The organism is Mucilaginibacter limnophilus, assembly GCF_004005815.1.
GTDB classification, from domain to species: domain Bacteria; phylum Bacteroidota; class Bacteroidia; order Sphingobacteriales; family Sphingobacteriaceae; genus Mucilaginibacter; species Mucilaginibacter limnophilus.
The window spans coordinates 210,533-227,703 of record NZ_SACK01000002.1 but is presented as its reverse complement, the minus strand read 5'-3'; the positions used below and the strand labels follow the sequence as shown (position 1 = coordinate 227,703).

The following is a 17,171-nucleotide window of genomic DNA, read 5'->3' as shown; positions in this document are numbered from 1 at the left end:
TTATTGGCTTAATTTTAAAATCATCTGCATTTCTCCCAATAACAAAATACGCACATCTTCATATCTGCACATTCGCATGTCTACCTAATCACCGAACCGTTGGGTACATCGCCGGCAGGATGTACAAAACTAAGCTTACCTGCCGCATCTTCAGCCATCAGTATCATTCCCTGCGACATGATGCCTTTTATCTCCCTCGGTTCAAGGTTCACCAGTATGCTTACTTTCTGACCAACTATCGCATCGCATTCAAAACACTCGGCAATACCTGACACCACCGTGCGCTGGTCGATACCGGTATCAATAGTGAGCTTAAGTAGTTTCTTAGTCTTAGCCACTTTTTCAGCAGCCAATATGGTGCCTGTGCGTATGTCAAGCCCGGTGAATTGCTCAAAAGTGATGTTTTCTTTTGCAGGCGCAACAACGGCTGCCTGCGCCTCTTGAACGGCCTCTTTTTGCGCGCGTAGTTTCTGTAGCTGGCGTTCAATTACCTCATCTTCTATCTTTTCAAAAAGCAGCTCAGGCTGGTTAAGGCGGTGACCGTTTGATACGATGATCTCTTCGTCGTAATATAACGTATCAGCCTTCCAGTTAAGCATGGCCAGTATTTTTTGCGCGGTACGCGGTAAAAACACCTGCAGGCATGTAGCCAAATGCCCAATTAATATAATGCTGTTGTGCAGCGCCTCTTTAGCAGCATCAGGATCAGTTTTAATGGTTTTCCACGGCTCTTTTTCTGTTAGGTAACGGTTACCTAAACGTGCCATGTCAATCACCGCCTGCAAACCCTGCCTGAATTTGAAGGTATCCAGGCTTCGCTCCAGTTCATCGTAATAACCGCCTATTTCTTGTTTCAGGTTGTTATCAGTAAGCTCCAGGTAGTCGCCTGATGTTTCAATAACACCGTTGTAATATTTGTGCATCAGTATCATTACGCGGTTTACATAGTTGCCTAAAATGGCCACCAGTTCGTTATTTATGCGTGCCTGGTAATCTTTCCAGGTAAACTCGCTGTCGCTGGTCTCTGGTAGTATCGATGTCAGCACATAGCGTAGCTCATCCTGCTTGCTCGCGAACTCTTCCAGGTATTCGTGCAGCCAAACAGCATGGTTGCGCGAGGTTGACAATTTATCGCCTTCCAGGTTTAAAAACTCGTTTGCCGGTACGTTATACGGCAGCACATACTCGCCGTGCGCGTGCAGTACGGATGGGAAGGTGATACAATGGAATACGATATTGTCTTTACCGATAAAATGGATAAGGCAACTGTTGTCTTCATCGTTCTGCTGCTTTTTCCAATACAGCTGCCAGTCTTTGTTATTATCGATCGCCCATTGTTTTGTAGCCGAAATATAACCGATAGGCGCGTCGAGCCATACATACAGCTTCTTGCCTTTTGCTTCTTCAAGCGGCACGTCAATACCCCAGTCGAGGTCGCGTGTCATTGAACGAGGTTGCAGACCTGATTTAAGCCACGATTTACACTGCCCGAACACATTTACCTTCCACTCACCTTCTTTGGCGTCAATCCATTTTTCAAGCCATGGCTGATATTTGTCTAAAGGCAAATACCAGTGCTTCGTTGGCTTTAACACTGGTGTTTTACCGCTTAATGTCGATACCGGATTGATTAAATCTGTAGGACTTAACGAGGTACCGCATTTTTCACACTGATCACCGTAAGCATTTTCATTGTGGCAGTTGGGGCAGGTTCCTACTATGTAGCGGTCGGCCAGAAACTGGTCGTACTCTTCGTCATAATATTGCTCAGAATATTTTTCTTCAAACTCGCCTTTTTCATACAGGTTTAAAAAAAACTCTTTCGACAGATCATGATGTATAGGCGACGAGGTACGGTGATAAATATCGAACGCGATACCAAAATCCTCGAAGCTCTTTTTTATCTGCGCGTGGTATTTGTCAATAATGGCCTGGGGTGTGGTACCTTCCTTTTTTGCTTTTATAGTAATAGCGGCGCCATGCTCGTCAGATCCGCACACGTATACCACGTCACGTTTTTTAAGGCGCAGGTAACGTACAAATATATCGGCAGGCAAATAAGCTCCTGCTAAATGACCGATATGCAGCGGGCCGTTAGCATAAGGCAGTGCCGATGTTATGGTATATCTCTTAAATTTATTAAGTTGTGACATTAATGTGCAGCGTTATTAAATTTGGCAAAGATAATTCAATATGAGCATAAAGCCGCCATATCTTAAAAAAGGTGACAAGATAGCGATAACCTGCCCCGCCAAAAAGTTACCCAAGCCCATGACCGACGCTATAAACCTGCTTGAAAGCTGGGGGCTTGAAGTGGTGCTGGGCGATACAATCGAAGCATCGTATCACCAGTTTTCGGGTAATGATGAACTGCGTGCTAAAGACATGCAGCGTTTTGTTGATGATGATAGTGTGAAAGCGATTATAGCCGCTCGGGGAGGATACGGCACTATCCGTATTATAGACCATATAAACTTCGACAGGCTTAAAGAAAACCCGAAATGGGTGCTTGGTTTTAGCGATATCACTATCTTACATACACATCTGTATAATAATTACGCCCTGCAAACCATTCATGGGCAAATGCCGGTCAATATTCCTGATGCTTCTGCAAAGTCGATACAAACGCTTTATAAGGCTTTATTTGGTGAAGAATTAGCATACCAACTTCCAACGCAAAGCATTAACCGCACAGGTGAAGGAAAAGGCGTGTTGGTTGGCGGAAACCTAAGCTTGCTGGTAGCCGTATCCGGATCAGTGTCTGACCTTGATTATTCCGGCAAAATACTTTTTATTGAAGATGTTGGTGAGTACCTGTATTCTATTGATCGTATGGTACGCTCGCTCGACAGGGCAGATAAGCTGAAAAACCTTGCCGGACTTGTAGTGGGTGGCTTTACAGACATGAAAGATAATGACATTCCATTTGGACAAACCGTGCCTGAGATAATAAATGAAGTGGTTAAGAACTATAACTACCCTGTCTGCTTTGATTTCCCTGCAGGCCACATACCTAACAACTGCAGCCTTATTTTAGGGCGTGAAGCAATTTTAAATATTGACGAACAACAAGTTAGCCTTAACTATGTTAGTCATTAATCGTCATTGCGTAATTTATCCGATCACTAAATAATTATTTATGGCACTATTCAGTAGTTTAGGCAAGTACAAAAATTTCGGCTTGCTGTTAACCCGTTTGGGCTTAGGCGTAATGTTTATCTGGCATGGTTACCCCAAACTTATGGGCGGTCCACAAATGTGGGAGCAGCTAGGCATGTCTATGCAAAACTTCGGTATTAATTTTTTACCAACCATGTGGGGATTCCTTTCTGCAATTACCGAAAGCTTTGGCGGTTTACTTATACTTATAGGCTTTGCCTTCAGGCCGGCATGCATCTTTTTAACAATTAACCTGATTGTGGCCGCTGTAATGCATTTATCGAAAGGCGATGGTGTTATGGGCGCATCTCATGCAATTGAAGTAGCTTTTGTATTTGCCGGGTTGTTATTTGTTGGCCCGGGCAGATACAGTGTAGATAAAAAATAGGTTTACTGGTTAATCAAAAAAAGCCATCCGCTATACGCAGATGGCTTTTTTTTATAGTCTTAGAATTTTTATTCTGTTGGACCAATGTATTTCAAGGTATCTATTGCAACCCTTGTATTTGGTGCGCCACCCCATTGGAAACCAGCGTAAACTGTTTTTGTAGCAGGATCATAATGACTGTCATAACCCTCAATATTTCTCAATGTTGCGTTAGCCGGACAAGTTACTGTGATTTTGTTTGTGGTAGGATTAAAGGTGAATATAACACCATCAACACCAGGTGTACCTATACCGGCAACGCCCGAACCACCTGCCCAAAGCTGGCTGTCAAACCAAACTGAATATTGGTCTCTTGTAAACAAAGAGGCTTCTTCAAATGATATTTGACCGCTTAATGCAGGGTCAGGACCAGTTGCAGAATTCCTTTGTATATTACCTCTAAAATCATACACACCATCATAGATATTTTTGATGGCGAACAATGCAACAGTTGTACCATAGTTACTGCTGATGATTTTGCCCGACGCATCAGTTATCCTAAGCGGCAAAGCATAGTGAGAGCTTAACAATTTTTCATCAAGAGTGTTAAGAAAATTTATTTTTAAATATCCTACTTTCTCACCGGCAGGTATAGTTACTTTTAAGTTTGGTATGTTAAAGTACTTTGCAGGTAACATTTGCAGGTCATCTTCATTAACTTCATTATATTTGGTTAATACCGACTGATCTAAAGCAACTGTTACTTCAACACCCGGGCTATTCTCGCCAAATGAATATTTAATTGGAACTAAATATTCAACTGTACCTTCAGCACCTACTACCGCAGCACTTCTAGAGTTTGCAGCCGCGTTCAGGTTAGGTGTCTCATCAGGAAACTCAATTATAGGCTGAAGCTTTGAGAAATCCTGTTGTACATTATCATCCTTCAAACACGATGAAAGAGAAAGCACTACCGCTAAAGCGGGTAAAATGCCTCTAAAAATATATTTACTTTTCATTTTCTTTTCTGTTAATAATTATTAAACAACTATTATCTTGCTCCTTTATCCCAAAACACTCTGTCTGACTGTGGTTTGATATTACCCTGAGCACCTACGTTTGCAGCGTTATAGTTGTACTCTGATTGAGGATAAATTAAACGCAGCGGAATTTGGTTTGAGCCTCTGCTTGGCGCCAATGATGCAGGAAGTGCCGGCAAATCGTCAGTTGCTTTATCATTCAATATAGCTTCTTCACCGTCAAGCCTTCTGTAATCAACATATGCTTCGAAGTTGTTTATACCTGCTAAAGCAATATATTTTTGGAAATTGATCAGCCTGATTTTGTTTACTGTAGGAGTCCAGGCAGCCAAAGCATCATTATCTAAATAGTCCTGACCTTCACCTGCACCTGCGCCTAACCATTCAAAAGATGCTAATACAGCTTCGTTGTAAACATCCTGAGCGTTGCCAGCTAACCAACCACGTTGAGTTGCTTCAGCTTGCAAAAACAAACTTTCAACAGCAGTAAATAACCATTGCGGCTGAGATGCTGAATAAGCAAGGCCTGGACCAGCGACGTTTGATGAGTTCACAGCTTTAAACGGATCATCATTAGGAATTACTTCACCATAGTTGTACCCGTAATATATGTTACCACCAAGCGGTGAATCAGCTTCATCAAATACATATAAAAAACGGGTATCCCATGCAGTAGCTGATTGCCAGCGGTAGACCTGATTTAACAAATAATTATTTGCTCTCCAGTATTGGTTTGCTACATCGCCAGTGTAAAGCTCTTCATAAGTATTCCAAAACGGGTTTTGTTTGTTTTGGCCTTGAGTATAAGTTAACCGAACATAAGCGCCATCACCTAAATCGCCACCGCTAAAGTTACCAGACTGTGAGAAAAAACCTTCCGGAGTAACTTTTGCCAGTTCTGCTTTTGCAGCAGCATCACTTGTAACTTCAGATGTATGTATAAGCAATTTTAAACGCTGGGTATTGGCAAATTTCAACCAGCTTGCTGCATCCCCATTAAATACTACGTCAGCATCTTCAATGCCCGGGTTAGCATCAAGGTCAGCTGCTTCAAGTAATGCAACAGCTGCATCCAGTTGTTTAAACAGGTCGGCATAAATAAAATCACCCTTATCATATGCTGGGGTAGGATGCTCAACCAATTGAAATGCTTCTGTGTAAGGCACGTTGTTGTATTGATCAACAAGGTACATAAAGCCTACAGTTTTCATGATCTTGGCAATAGCTACATACATACCCTGATTAGCTGCTGTAGCTTTTTTCTCCATAGTATCAAAGTCATACAGTATGTCAAACCAGTTCCACTCGTCAGCCTCAAAACCAGTTGTAATGTTAAATGATTCCTCTTCTGAGCTTGGGCCGTAAGTACCGGAACGAGACCAGTAACCCAACCATCCTGCATAGTTTGCATAAGAAACAGCCATTTTATTAGCAGCGCGGTTTAAAGCGCTTGGTAAAATCAGCTTGGGGTCAACATCCTTTTCTACAGGGGAATTGGGATTTTCATTTATATCAAAAAAACTTTTTTTACAGCCTGCTGAAATAAACAGGATTGCTGTAAAAAATATACATGTTAGTTTTTTCATGATTATATCTTTAATATTTTATTAATCTTTTTATTAGAACTTAAGTACTATGTTACCACCAATGGTACGTACCGGCGGGTTGATTTGAGAATCGGCCACACCTGATATGTTAGATGATGAAACACCAAGGTTTGAACCTGTAGTAGTACCAAAGCTAAAATCCGGATCACCGTACACGTTAGTTTTAGGAACCCATAAGAACAGGTTTCTGCCTGTAACAGCAACTGAAAGGCCTTTAACAAAGCTTTGGTTGCCAAAAATTTTAACAGGTACATCATAAGATAATGAAATCTCACGCAGCCTCCATGAATCGGCTTTAGTTAAGAAGTTTGTAGCAACATCACGGAACTCACCTGTATAAAAATCATTCAGGTTAGAGATGGTGTAACTTGTATTTGGCAGGTATGTTCCAGGGTGTGCAGGATCCTCATATGAAGAATTTGGAAGCACATAGCTTTCACGGTTGTTAACTGCAGTAGCTGCTGATACACCTGTCCAGGCCATTGCCTGACCAATATCGTGGTAAACGTAGTGGCCGCCTTTGTATTCAAATAATACAGACAGGTTCAGGTTTTTCCAGGTAACTGTCGGGTTTAAACCAACTATCCATTTTGGCATAGTTTGGCCGAATATTTTGGTATTCGGGTCAGCGCTTGGGCGTCCGGTTTCTGGGTTAACAATCACACGACCCTGGTCGTCTCTTAAATAATCGGTTGCTTTAAATACGAATGCCGGATAGCCTTTTATAGCATAGTTACTTGCATATGTAAAACCACCTATAGCAAGTTCATTTAAAGTTGAGTAAACTTCTTTTATCTCGCTATCCATGTAGGTAGCGTTCGCTTTGAAGCTTACAGACCCATCTTTAAAAGTAATGATACGGTTTAAACCAAGATCCATCTCCACACCTCTGTTTGCAAAAGATGCAGCATTAATCAGGTAGCTTGTATAACCTGTAGCACCAGAAACCTGAACCGGTATAATTTGGTTAGTGTTGTCCTGGTTATAGTAAGTTGCTTCAAAAGTGATTTTGTCTTTCAAGAAGCCTAATTCGATACCCGCTTCGGTACTTTTGATAAATTCTGGCTTTAAGTTAAAATCAGGATATCTATCATCAGCGGTATAACCCGGTACACTTGTATATGGGAACCCGTTGATTTGCGAATAAGTAGCCCTTAACGCGTATGTACCAACGTTAGCATTACCTGATTTGCTCCAGCCACCCCTTACTTTTACGTAAGAAAGGAAGTCGTTATTTTTTAGTGCTTCAATAGCATCAGTTAAAACTAATGATCCGCTTACACCCGGATAGAAGTATGAATTTTTTTCAGGGTTTAGCAATGATGTTTTGTCATTACGGCCGGTTACCTCCAGGTTAGCCCAACCCTTGTAGCTTAAGCCAACGCTGCCGTAAAATGATAGCAACCTCGATTTGCCCGGGTCTGAACTACCAAGAAGCTCTCCTGTTCTTTGTGACAGGTTAAAGATACCCGGTACAACAAGGCTGTTTGAGCCAATATATGTATCACGTGTTTCTATCTGACGCAGGTAAGTACCGGCAATTGCAGTAACTTTGTAATCATCAGCAAATGTTTTGTTAAATGAAGCAAAAAACTCTGATGATAATTGGTTGCTACGGTATGCACGGTCTTCGGTAGTTTGTGGTATTGAGGTAAAACCACGTGTTATACCAAAAGGCGACGGCTGAATACCTGTAGAGTTGGATTTTTCGTTAAGGTTGATTGAAGATATTGCCGCCCTGTAAGTAAAGTTCAACCAATCGGTAGCTTTCAAATTCAGGTCGATATTTGCAATAAGGTTTTCCCTTTTACCAAATTTCCTCCAGTTATCTATTGCAAAATATGGATTTAAGCCATAATCATTGAAATAGTTGTTATACATAGCATACGGATTATTCTTGTAATCTTTGTAGCTAGTTAATGGTATTTGTGCTGGAGTATTAAAAATCAGGTTCATTAAACCTCCATTTAAACCAACGTTATTTGCAGCGTTGTAATCAGACATCGCATCGTCATCAAAAACATTATAGTTTTGTTGATTGTAGTTAACCCCTACATTAGCTTTTAAGCGGCCATACTCCTGAGCTGTATTTAAACGGATACCGGTTCTGCGGTTTTTGTCGCTTGGAACGATACCATTAATTATCGCGTCCTGAATACTTAAATAAGTATCTGCTGTTTTTAAAGATATATCGTTTTGTACAGTTGTAGCTGTGTTAAAAAATTCTTCCCTTGAATTATTAGGTGAATATTTTAATATCTGCGGCTCAGTTCCGGCTTCGGTTTTACCAACAACCCTATCAGAACCATCAAAAGCATCACCCCACGACCAGTTTTCATAAGGAGTATAAGCACCGTAACCACCGCTACCAAATTGGGTTTGAAATTTCGGAAAGAAAGAAATGCTCGAAAATTGCGTACTGTTGCTTAAAGTTATTTCGGGTTTTACACCTGAACCTTTTTTTGTAGTGATTACAATAACACCGTTTACCGCATCAGGGCCATATATAGCAGCACTGTTGGCACCTTTCAAAATGTTAACACTTTCAATATCATTAGGGTTAAGCGCAGAAAAATAGCTAAGCGGCACTTGTACACCATCAAGCAATAACAACGGAGAGTTGCTGCCTAACAGCGAACGGATACCACGCAGGTTGATCCTTACGTCTTCAAAAACGCCACTGTTTTGAGTAGTAATATTTAAACCAGATACTTTACCTTGTAAACCATTAGCAATGTTAACCGGCTTTGCTTTGTTAACCTCTGTAGCTGATACAGTGGTAGTAGCATAACCTAGTTCTCTTTTTTGCCTTTGGATACCAAGAGCAGTTACAACAACCTCAGTAAGTTCTCTGGTATCCGAAGATAACGACGCATTTACAACGCCACTTGCATCAACAGGCATTGTTACCACACCGTAACCAATAAACGAGAAACTTAAAGATTTTGCTGACGCAGGAACACTAATAGTGTATTTACCATCAGCATTGGTTTGGGTACCAATTTGAGTTCCGGTTACAGTTACACTTACACCGGGGACAGGCAGTCCATCCTCTTTAGCAGTTACAGTACCGGTGATAGTCCGGTTTTGTGCAAAGGTCTGCGTTACGCATAACAACAGAAAGCACAAACTTACTAGTAGAAGTTTTTTCATTTCGTTAATAAATAAGATCAGTTAATAGTTAATTAAACATAAAAGTAATGTTACATTATTAAAAAGTCAAATTTTTAAGAAAAAAACCTGAAATATTTTGAGTGAAAAGCACTTTTTTAAAAAATTACAAAAATTTAGTACTATGTATTGCATAATACAATCTAAAGCATATATCTTTGTATTATGATTGTTGAAAACACCCAAACCCAAATGCGGAAAGGCATACTGGAGTATTGCATACTTTCCATTATAGCAAAGGGCGAAACATATGCGTCGGACATTATAGCCGAGCTTAAAAAAGCCCAACTGCTTGTAGTTGAGGGTACTCTGTATCCTTTATTAACGCGTCTTAAAAATAATGGACTGCTCGCCTACAACTGGGTTGAGTCAACCTCGGGCCCACCACGCAAATATTATGTACTATCTGACGAAGGCCGAAAAGTGCTTGAGCAGCTCGACATTACCTGGCAGGAACTTGAATTTGCGGTACGTACAGCCATTGGCGACAGAAAATAATAATACCACCACTCCACAATACTTAATCATCATGAACAAAACCATCATAATAAACATTAACGGCACCGTTTTTCATATTGAAGAGGATGCCTACGAAATACTTAAGAGTTACATGACTGACGTAAAGCGTCATTTTATGAACTCGGCCGACAGCCTTGAGATAACAACAGACATTGAGAACCGTATTGCCGAAATGTTTGGTGAAATACTGGCACGCGACAACAAACAGGCATTGATTGAGCAGGACGTTCGCAGCGTAATAGAGCTAATGGGCAGCGTTGAAGACTTTGAAATTGCAGAAGAAGAAAGTATTAATACAACCGGAACTGCATCTTACGCTTACGACAACACCGTTCCTCGCAAACTTTTCAGGGATGCTGATGACCGTATTATTGCGGGGGTATGCTCGGGCATAGCCAATTATTTTGACGCTAACCCGGTATGGATAAGGCTGGCATTTGCCATTGCGTTTGTTTTCTTTGGCACAGGCCTGTGGATATACATTATATTATGGATAGTAGTGCCTAAAGCCATAAGCCGTGCCGACCGTATGGCCATGAAAGGCGAGAAGCTGAACCTGCAGGGTTTTAAACGAAACTTTGAAGAAGAAATGAACCTTACCCAAAAGGGTTTGAAGAATTTTAGTGAGAACAGACCTTTTGTATATAAAACCCGGGATTTTGCAGGCGACTTTTTCAGTCATTTAGGCGCATTCTTTAAAGTTGCGGGTAAAGTGCTGGTAAAAGTGCTTATTGGCTGCCTGCTGGCAAGCGCACTTGGCGGATTAATAGCATTAGTGTGTGTGGTTGTAGCCTTTGCTATGTACGGTAATTTGAACATTTATAACCTGTTCCCTTTCAATATCGTTAACTATCAAACCAACACTATATATTTAATATGTGGCTTCTTCCTGCTGGCCATACCGCTTATCACTGTTATACTATTAACCATATCAGCATTGTTTAAACGTGCTGTGTTTAACCGCTCAACCGGTTTTACCTTGCTTTCTTTATGGATAGTTACAGTATGCGTAGTTATATATTATACTGCTAAGGTTTCTGCCAATTTCCGCAGCGAAGCAAGTTTCAGTAAAACCATCAAATTAAAGCCATCATCTACAGGCACCTATTTTATAAGACTAAATGAGCAAAAATATCTTAGTAGTGAAGACAGCACAAGGCTGAATATAAAAGACCGTTTTTCGGGAATGAACATTACTGATAATGAAGACGACGGTTTTGATATGCGCAACTATAACGTAAGGATCAGGGTTGAAAAAAGTGATGTAGCTATACCGGTGCTCGAAGCATCATTTAGCGCGAGGGGCGGCGATTACGAGGAAGCACTCACCAATGCCCGAAATACCGTTTATCATTTTGAGCAGCAGGATTCAGTTTTAAAATTTCCACGCAAGCTTGAGATACTCAATGATGAATTATGGCGTAACCAGGAGGTATATCTGATATTAAGAGTGCCTTTAAATACCAAACTGGTGTTTGAGAAAAATCTGAACCAGTTTATAGACAATCTGGATTTATATGGTTGTGACCAAACAGATGAAGATCGTAATAAGCCACTATCGGCTTTTATTATGACAGCCGACGGTTTACAATGCAAAGTTGATACGCTTATTATTCCTAACACGCCTAAGGATAGTATTACGGTTAAAAAAGATACAATTATCAAAAAACCATGAAAGCGTTAATTAAATATTTAAGCCTGCTGCTATGCAGCGGGCTTATTATACCCTTTTATTATTATCATATTCCCGGTAAAAGCTCTTTCGATACTGATATCAAAAAGACTGTGCGTCAGTACAAATCAGCTAAAAAACGCTTTTCTCTGATAGAGGACATAGGCGCAAACCTGTTCCCGGTAATAAAAAAATTGAACTGATCTGTAACCACACGGTACCTTTTTGCATCTTATATATAAAGATGCTTGTTGCACGATAGCACTTATCTGATACGGCGCTGAGCCGGCAAGCCAAGTTTTATTTACAATTTTCAAAAAAGACATCATGCTTTTACAGAATACCTATTGCCAAAATTTTTATAACTGTTTAATCCGAACGGCCCGAAAGGCGTTCATCATGATATCTGCCGGGCTTTCTTTTGTTACAGCTGCTCAAGCGCAAACATCTGCGCAAGTTACCGGCAGCTTAGTTAATGAAACAGGCAACCCTGTTGAATTTGCTACTGTAAGTCTACTTCGTGCCAAAGATTCATCGATAGTTAAAGGAACATTAGGCAGCGACGCAGGTCGTTACCAGTTTGAGAAAGTACAGGCAGGCAATTACATTATTTCGGCTACATCAATGGGTTATACCAAAAGCTACTCGAAACCCTTTGCGGTTAACGGCAGAGCGGTTAACGTACCTGCTTTAACCATGCCCGCTGAAAGTAAAGCCCTTGCTACGGTAAATGTTACCGCTACCCGCCCAACCATTGAGCGAAAACCCGACCGCATGGTGATGAACGTTGAGAACAGCATACTGGCTACCGGCAACAACGCGCTGGAAATATTAGAGCAGGCGCCGGGTGTAACCGTTGATCGTGATGATGTAATTAGTTTGCAGGGCAAAACCGGCGTAACGGTGATGATCAACGATAAGCTTACCTATTTGTCGTCAACTCAGCTGGCTGCATTGCTGCGTTCAACCGATGGTACGCAGATACAATCGATAGAGGTGATCACCAATCCGTCGTCAAAATATGACGCGGCTGGAAATTCAGGTATCATCAACATTAAACTGAAAAAGAACCGTGTAAGCGGCACCAACGGCAGCATTACAGCCGGTGCTGGTTATGGTAAAAACTGGCGCAACAACACCAGTATCAATCTTAACCATAAAGAAGGCGACTGGAACTTTTTCGGATCATTTAGTCGTGGCGATATAAAACGGGAAAATATGATGAATATTAATCGTGTAATACAAGCGGATGATACCACATATTTCCGTCAATACATCAACATGGCAAGCACCATTCATTATAACAACTACCGTTTTGGCGCCGATTATAATACCTCAAAAAGAAATACGATAGGATTTGTGGTAAGCGGTGATCACTCAGGCGGGCACGATGTTAATGACAACGTTACCAATATTGATGTGCGCCCGGTATTTGGTATTGTTGATACAATAAACAAAACACCATCAACAATTGACCCTAAATACCGCAATATCGCGTTTAACCTGAACGACAGATTCCAGATAGATACTCTTGGCCAGGAGATCAGCGTTGATATTGACTATTCTAAATTCCGTAACAACTCGCTGGCTTATTATAAAACTGATTTCTTTTTGCCTGATGGAAGTACTTATAACAATCCGCTTGTTATAGCTAACGAAACACCGTCAACAATTACTATTAACACCCAAAAGGTTGATTACACCAAATCTTTAAGCAAAACACTTAAGCTTGAAGCGGGTGCGAAATTTAGCTCGGTAAAAACCGACAACGACTTGCAGGCGCAGGTCGACTCAACAGGGTCAGGACTGATTAACGATGCAGGGCGTACAAATCACTTTATATACGACGAAAAAATAAAAGCAGGCTATTTTAATTTAAGCAAGCAATTTAAAACCACATCGGTACAGTTTGGCTTACGTGCCGAGCATACTTCATCAACCGGAAACCTGGTTACCGAAAATAAGGTTGTAAAGCGCGATTATCTTAATCTTTTCCCAACGTTATTCATCAACCAAAAACTGGGTAAAAAGCATGAGATGGGATTCAGCTACAGCCGCCGTATCGACAGACCAAGCTATGAAGATTTGAATCCGTTTGTGTATTATCTTGACCAGTACACTTATTCACAGGGTAACCCTTTCCTGAATCCGCAGTATACCAACTCGTTCGAGCTGAACTATACCTATAATAAAAGCATCAACGTTACCTTTAATTATAGTAAAACAACCGACTCGTTTACCGAGATTATTTTAACTGATACTGCCCGTAAAGCTACTTATCAAACCAACCTTAACTTTAAGGAGCAGAACTACTATTCGGTTAACATCAACTCGCCGTTTACCTTTTTTAAATGGTGGAGTGGTAATGTGAACTTTAACGGTTTTTATAACGATTTTAAAAATCCCGGTTTACAGGGTGCCGACCTGAGCAAAGGCAAATTCGCTTTCGTGTTCAAAACTCAGCACACTTTTATATTGCCTAAACAATTTAAAGCCGAGTTAATGAGTTACTATCAGTCATCATTGGTTTACGGTATTTATGATATAAGGCCGCAACATTCAATTGATGCCGGTGTAAGCCGCTCATTCGCCAACAAGAAATTGAACATAAAGCTGGCAATGTCAGACGTATTCAACACCCGGCGAAACAATCTTTCGGCCAATTACCAGGCAACACAGTTTGAAATAAGGCAGCAACGCGAAACCCGTATTACCCGAATTACGCTTACTTATAATTTCGGTAATTCGAAATTCAAGGGAAGCAACCGCCGTACCGGTGCCGATGATGAGGCTAACCGCGTAAAATCAAGAAATTAAACTGGGAAACAAAAACAAAGAAGCCGGACAATTGCCCGGCTTCTTTGTTTTATATACTGATGCAAGCTTAATCTATCACAGTGCCGTTTGGTATTACAGCCAGTTTTTTAACTACTACAATACCATCTTGTACAGTGTAAGTGCCGTAATCACCATCGGGCTTGCCTTCTTTACAGTTAATAGTAACATCATTGCCTATAAAGGTATTTTTATCAATGATGGCATTTTTGATACAGCACCTGTCGCCAATGCCCATTATCGGTTGGTCTTTCTGGCGCGATTCTTCTATCTGCTCAAGCGTTTGGTAGTTGTCGCAGCCCATGACATAGCAGTTTTCAATAGTAGTATCGAAACCTATACGAGTGCGTATACCTATAATAGAACGCTTAATATGTTTCGCGTTGATGATACAGCCATCGGCAACAATGGTTTTTTCCATCAGTGTGCCTGATACCTTTGACGGCGGCAGCATACGCGCGCGGGTATAAATATTGTACTTGTCGAACAAATTAAATTGCGGGATATCATCGGTTAAGCCAAGGTTGGCATCAAAAAATGACGGTATGGTACCAATATCTGTCCAATAACCTTCGTATTGGTAGCTGGCTACACGATGGTTTTCAATAGCGGCCGGTATAATTTCTTTACCGAAATCAGGATCGTCATTTGCCTGCAGGATATCAAACAGCAACTTGCGGTTAAATATGTATATACCCATTGATGCAAGGTAAACCCTGCCTTGGGCCTGCATTTCTTCACTTACCTCTGATGCCCAGCTTTCAAAATCCTTTTTAGGTTTTTCAATGAAAGAGGTAATCATGTTCTCCTCATTGGTTTTCAGGATACCAAAACCAGGTACATCATTAGCATGCACCGGAATCGTAGCTATTGATATATCAGCATTGCTATTAATATGGTTATTCACCATATCCCTGAAATCCATTTGATAAAGCTGATCGCCTGATAGAATTAGTATATATTCAAACTCATGCACAGCCAGGTGGTGCAGGCTTTGCCTCACCGCGTCGGCAGTACCCTGAAACCATGACACGCTCGATGGTGTTTGCTCGGCCGCCAAAATATCAACAAACGCCTCGCTGAAACTGCTGAAATGGTATGTGTTTTTAATGTGCTTATTAAGCGATGCCGAGTTAAACTGCGTTAGCACATACATACGCTCGATACCTGAGTGCAGGCAGTTTGAAATGGGAATATCAACTAAGCGGTATTTGCCCGCAATTGGCACCGCCGGTTTCGACCGGGTAGCAGTAAGCGGAGATAAACGGCTTCCCTGGCCGCCGCCAAGCACAATAGCAATAACTTTTCCTGTCATGATGCTGATATTATTCGGTTATATAGGTTTATATATTCACTGGCCGAACGATCCCAAGAGAAATCGAGCGCCATCATTGTTTTTCTTAATTTTTGCAGCTGCGCAGTATTGCCGTATAACACCAGCGCCCGGCTCACCGAATGACAAATATCATCAACACTTGCGTGTATAAACCGGATGCCATAACCGCCTTCGTCGCCAAAATCTGTCACCGTATCTTTAAGCCCACCGGTGCTGCGCACCATTGGCAAAGTGCCATATCGTAACGAGTACATCTGGTTAAGTCCGCATGGTTCAACACGCGAAGGCATCAGCAAAAAATCTGCGCCGGCGTACACCTGGTGCGCCAATGCTTCATCATAACCAACAAATGCCGCATAATGTTCGGCGTACTTATGCGATAGTGCAGTTAATTGTTCCTCGGTTGTGGTATCGCCCGCACCCAACATTAAAAAGTTAACCTTTCCGGCATGTTCGTTAAGGCTGCGTTCAAAAGCTTCAGGCAGCAGGTCAGCTCCTTTTTCGCCAACTAAACGGCCTATAAAAGCCACAAGCGGCAGTGATGTATCCAGGTTAAAGCGTGCGCACAGTGCGGCTTTATTTTTCTGCTTGCCCTGTGTTATTCGTGCTGTGCTATAGCGTGAAGCAATCATTGGGTCGGTAGCCGGATTCCATACCTCAGTGTCGATGCCGTTTAAAATGCCTATTCCCTTATGCCTTTCAATGTGAAATAAATACTCAAGCCCGTTTGAGTTGTAGCTTAGCTCTTCCAAATAACTTGGGGATACAGTTGTATAATACGCGCTGCACTTTACTGCCGCTGCCAATGGGTTTAGTCCGCCGTTCCAGTCGAGCAGGCCGGTTTTTGTCAGGTCGATATCAGGAAGGTAATCCAACTTATTCCAGCTGAACGCCCCATGGTACTGTCCGTTATGAATAGTAAACACTGGTGGAATATCTGCCAGCCTTTTATAAGCGTTTGAATGCTGCATCAGAAAAGGCACAAGCCCGGAATGATGATCATGGCAATGGATGATGTCAGGTGTTTGCCCGCTCCAGTTTATCCAATCTAAGAAGGCTATCTGGTAGGCAATAAATTGTTCAGTTTCGTCGGGGTAGCAATACACTTCAGTACGGTCGATAAGACCAGGAATTTTTATAAGAAACAGTTCGAAGCCAAGCGAATCATACCTTTCTTTTAATACCTCGAAATATAACCGCCGTGTACCAAGCAAAGTTAATCCCTGAAAAACGGTATCAAACTCATGCTCATGGGTGAATTTACGGTCGTAAAAAGGCATGGCAACCGCGGCATTTATGCCTGCTTTTACCTGATATTTTGGTAAAGCGCCTACAACATCAGCAAGGCCGCCAACTTTGGCTACCGGGTAACATTCAGCACTCAGATGAAAAACTCTCATTAGGTTATAAATTGGGAAAAGGTACTAACATTTAACTGTATAAAACAAACCCGCAAGGCATAAAA

12 protein-coding genes are annotated in these 17,171 nt (G+C 41.5%); 6 read left to right on the top strand and 6 right to left on the bottom strand.

What is annotated here, in order from left to right; all coding sequences use genetic code 11:
* Window positions 1-80: 80 nt before the first annotated feature.
* Entirely contained in the window at window positions 81-2,153 is a 2,073-nt protein-coding gene (metG, locus tag EOD41_RS05305) for a methionine--tRNA ligase (RefSeq protein ID WP_127703759.1), read from the bottom strand.
* 40 nt (window positions 2,154-2,193) lie between these two features.
* Between metG and EOD41_RS05300 the strand changes: the two genes are divergently transcribed.
* Both EOD41_RS05300 and EOD41_RS05295 read left to right on the top strand, forming a co-directional pair.
* A complete protein-coding gene (locus EOD41_RS05300) occupies window positions 2,194-3,099 on the top strand; it encodes a S66 peptidase family protein (RefSeq protein ID WP_127703758.1) in 906 nt (301 codons plus the stop codon).
* Between the two features lie 40 nt (window positions 3,100-3,139).
* On the top strand, window positions 3,140-3,547 hold the full coding sequence (locus EOD41_RS05295) for a DoxX family protein (protein ID WP_127703757.1): 408 nt from the start codon (window positions 3,140-3,142) through the stop codon (window positions 3,545-3,547).
* A 68-nt stretch (window positions 3,548-3,615) separates the two neighbouring features.
* On the opposite strand, the gene EOD41_RS05290 is transcribed toward EOD41_RS05295, so the two are convergent.
* The 3 genes from EOD41_RS05290 to EOD41_RS05280 are packed head-to-tail and all read right to left on the bottom strand — an operon-like array spanning window position 3,616 to window position 9,326.
* Window positions 3,616-4,545 carry a DUF1735 domain-containing protein gene (locus EOD41_RS05290; protein ID WP_127703756.1) on the bottom strand — a complete coding sequence of 310 codons (930 nt, stop codon included), beginning with the start codon at window positions 4,543-4,545 and terminating at the stop codon, window positions 3,616-3,618.
* A 32-nt stretch (window positions 4,546-4,577) separates the two neighbouring features.
* On the bottom strand, window positions 4,578-6,152 hold the full coding sequence (locus EOD41_RS05285; RefSeq protein WP_127703755.1) for a SusD/RagB family nutrient-binding outer membrane lipoprotein: 1,575 nt from the start codon (window positions 6,150-6,152) through the stop codon (window positions 4,578-4,580).
* A 33-nt stretch (window positions 6,153-6,185) separates the two neighbouring features.
* Window positions 6,186-9,326: a SusC/RagA family TonB-linked outer membrane protein gene (locus EOD41_RS05280; RefSeq protein WP_127703754.1), complete on the bottom strand. Its 3,141-nt coding sequence runs from the start codon at window positions 9,324-9,326 to the stop codon at window positions 6,186-6,188.
* Window positions 9,327-9,509: 183 nt separating this feature from the next.
* Here EOD41_RS05280 and EOD41_RS05275 point away from each other — a divergent pair, with 183 nt between their 5' ends.
* From EOD41_RS05275 to EOD41_RS05260, 4 genes are all read left to right on the top strand, one after another.
* Window positions 9,510-9,842: a PadR family transcriptional regulator gene (locus EOD41_RS05275; protein ID WP_127703753.1), complete on the top strand. Its 333-nt coding sequence runs from the start codon at window positions 9,510-9,512 to the stop codon at window positions 9,840-9,842.
* 31 nt (window positions 9,843-9,873) lie between these two features.
* Entirely contained in the window at window positions 9,874-11,538 is a 1,665-nt protein-coding gene (locus EOD41_RS05270; RefSeq protein WP_164849889.1) for a PspC domain-containing protein, read from the top strand.
* Window positions 11,535-11,738, top strand: a complete 204-nt coding sequence (locus tag EOD41_RS05265; protein WP_127703751.1) for a hypothetical protein — start codon at window positions 11,535-11,537, stop codon at window positions 11,736-11,738. Before EOD41_RS05270 ends, EOD41_RS05265 begins: the two co-directional genes overlap by 4 nt.
* Window positions 11,739-11,934: 196 nt before the next feature.
* Window positions 11,935-14,352, top strand: coding sequence for an outer membrane beta-barrel protein (locus tag EOD41_RS05260; RefSeq protein WP_164849888.1), 2,418 nt, complete (start codon window positions 11,935-11,937; stop codon window positions 14,350-14,352).
* A gap of 67 nt (window positions 14,353-14,419) precedes the next feature.
* Here EOD41_RS05260 and EOD41_RS05255 read toward each other — a convergent pair whose 3' ends face one another.
* Window positions 14,420-15,685 (bottom strand): glucose-1-phosphate adenylyltransferase, encoded by a 1,266-nt coding sequence (locus EOD41_RS05255; protein WP_127703749.1) that lies wholly within the window; start codon window positions 15,683-15,685, stop codon window positions 14,420-14,422.
* A complete protein-coding gene (locus EOD41_RS05250; protein ID WP_127703748.1) occupies window positions 15,682-17,106 on the bottom strand; it encodes a glycogen synthase in 1,425 nt (474 codons plus the stop codon). Before EOD41_RS05250 ends, EOD41_RS05255 begins: the two co-directional genes overlap by 4 nt.
* Window positions 17,107-17,171 lie beyond the last annotated feature (65 nt).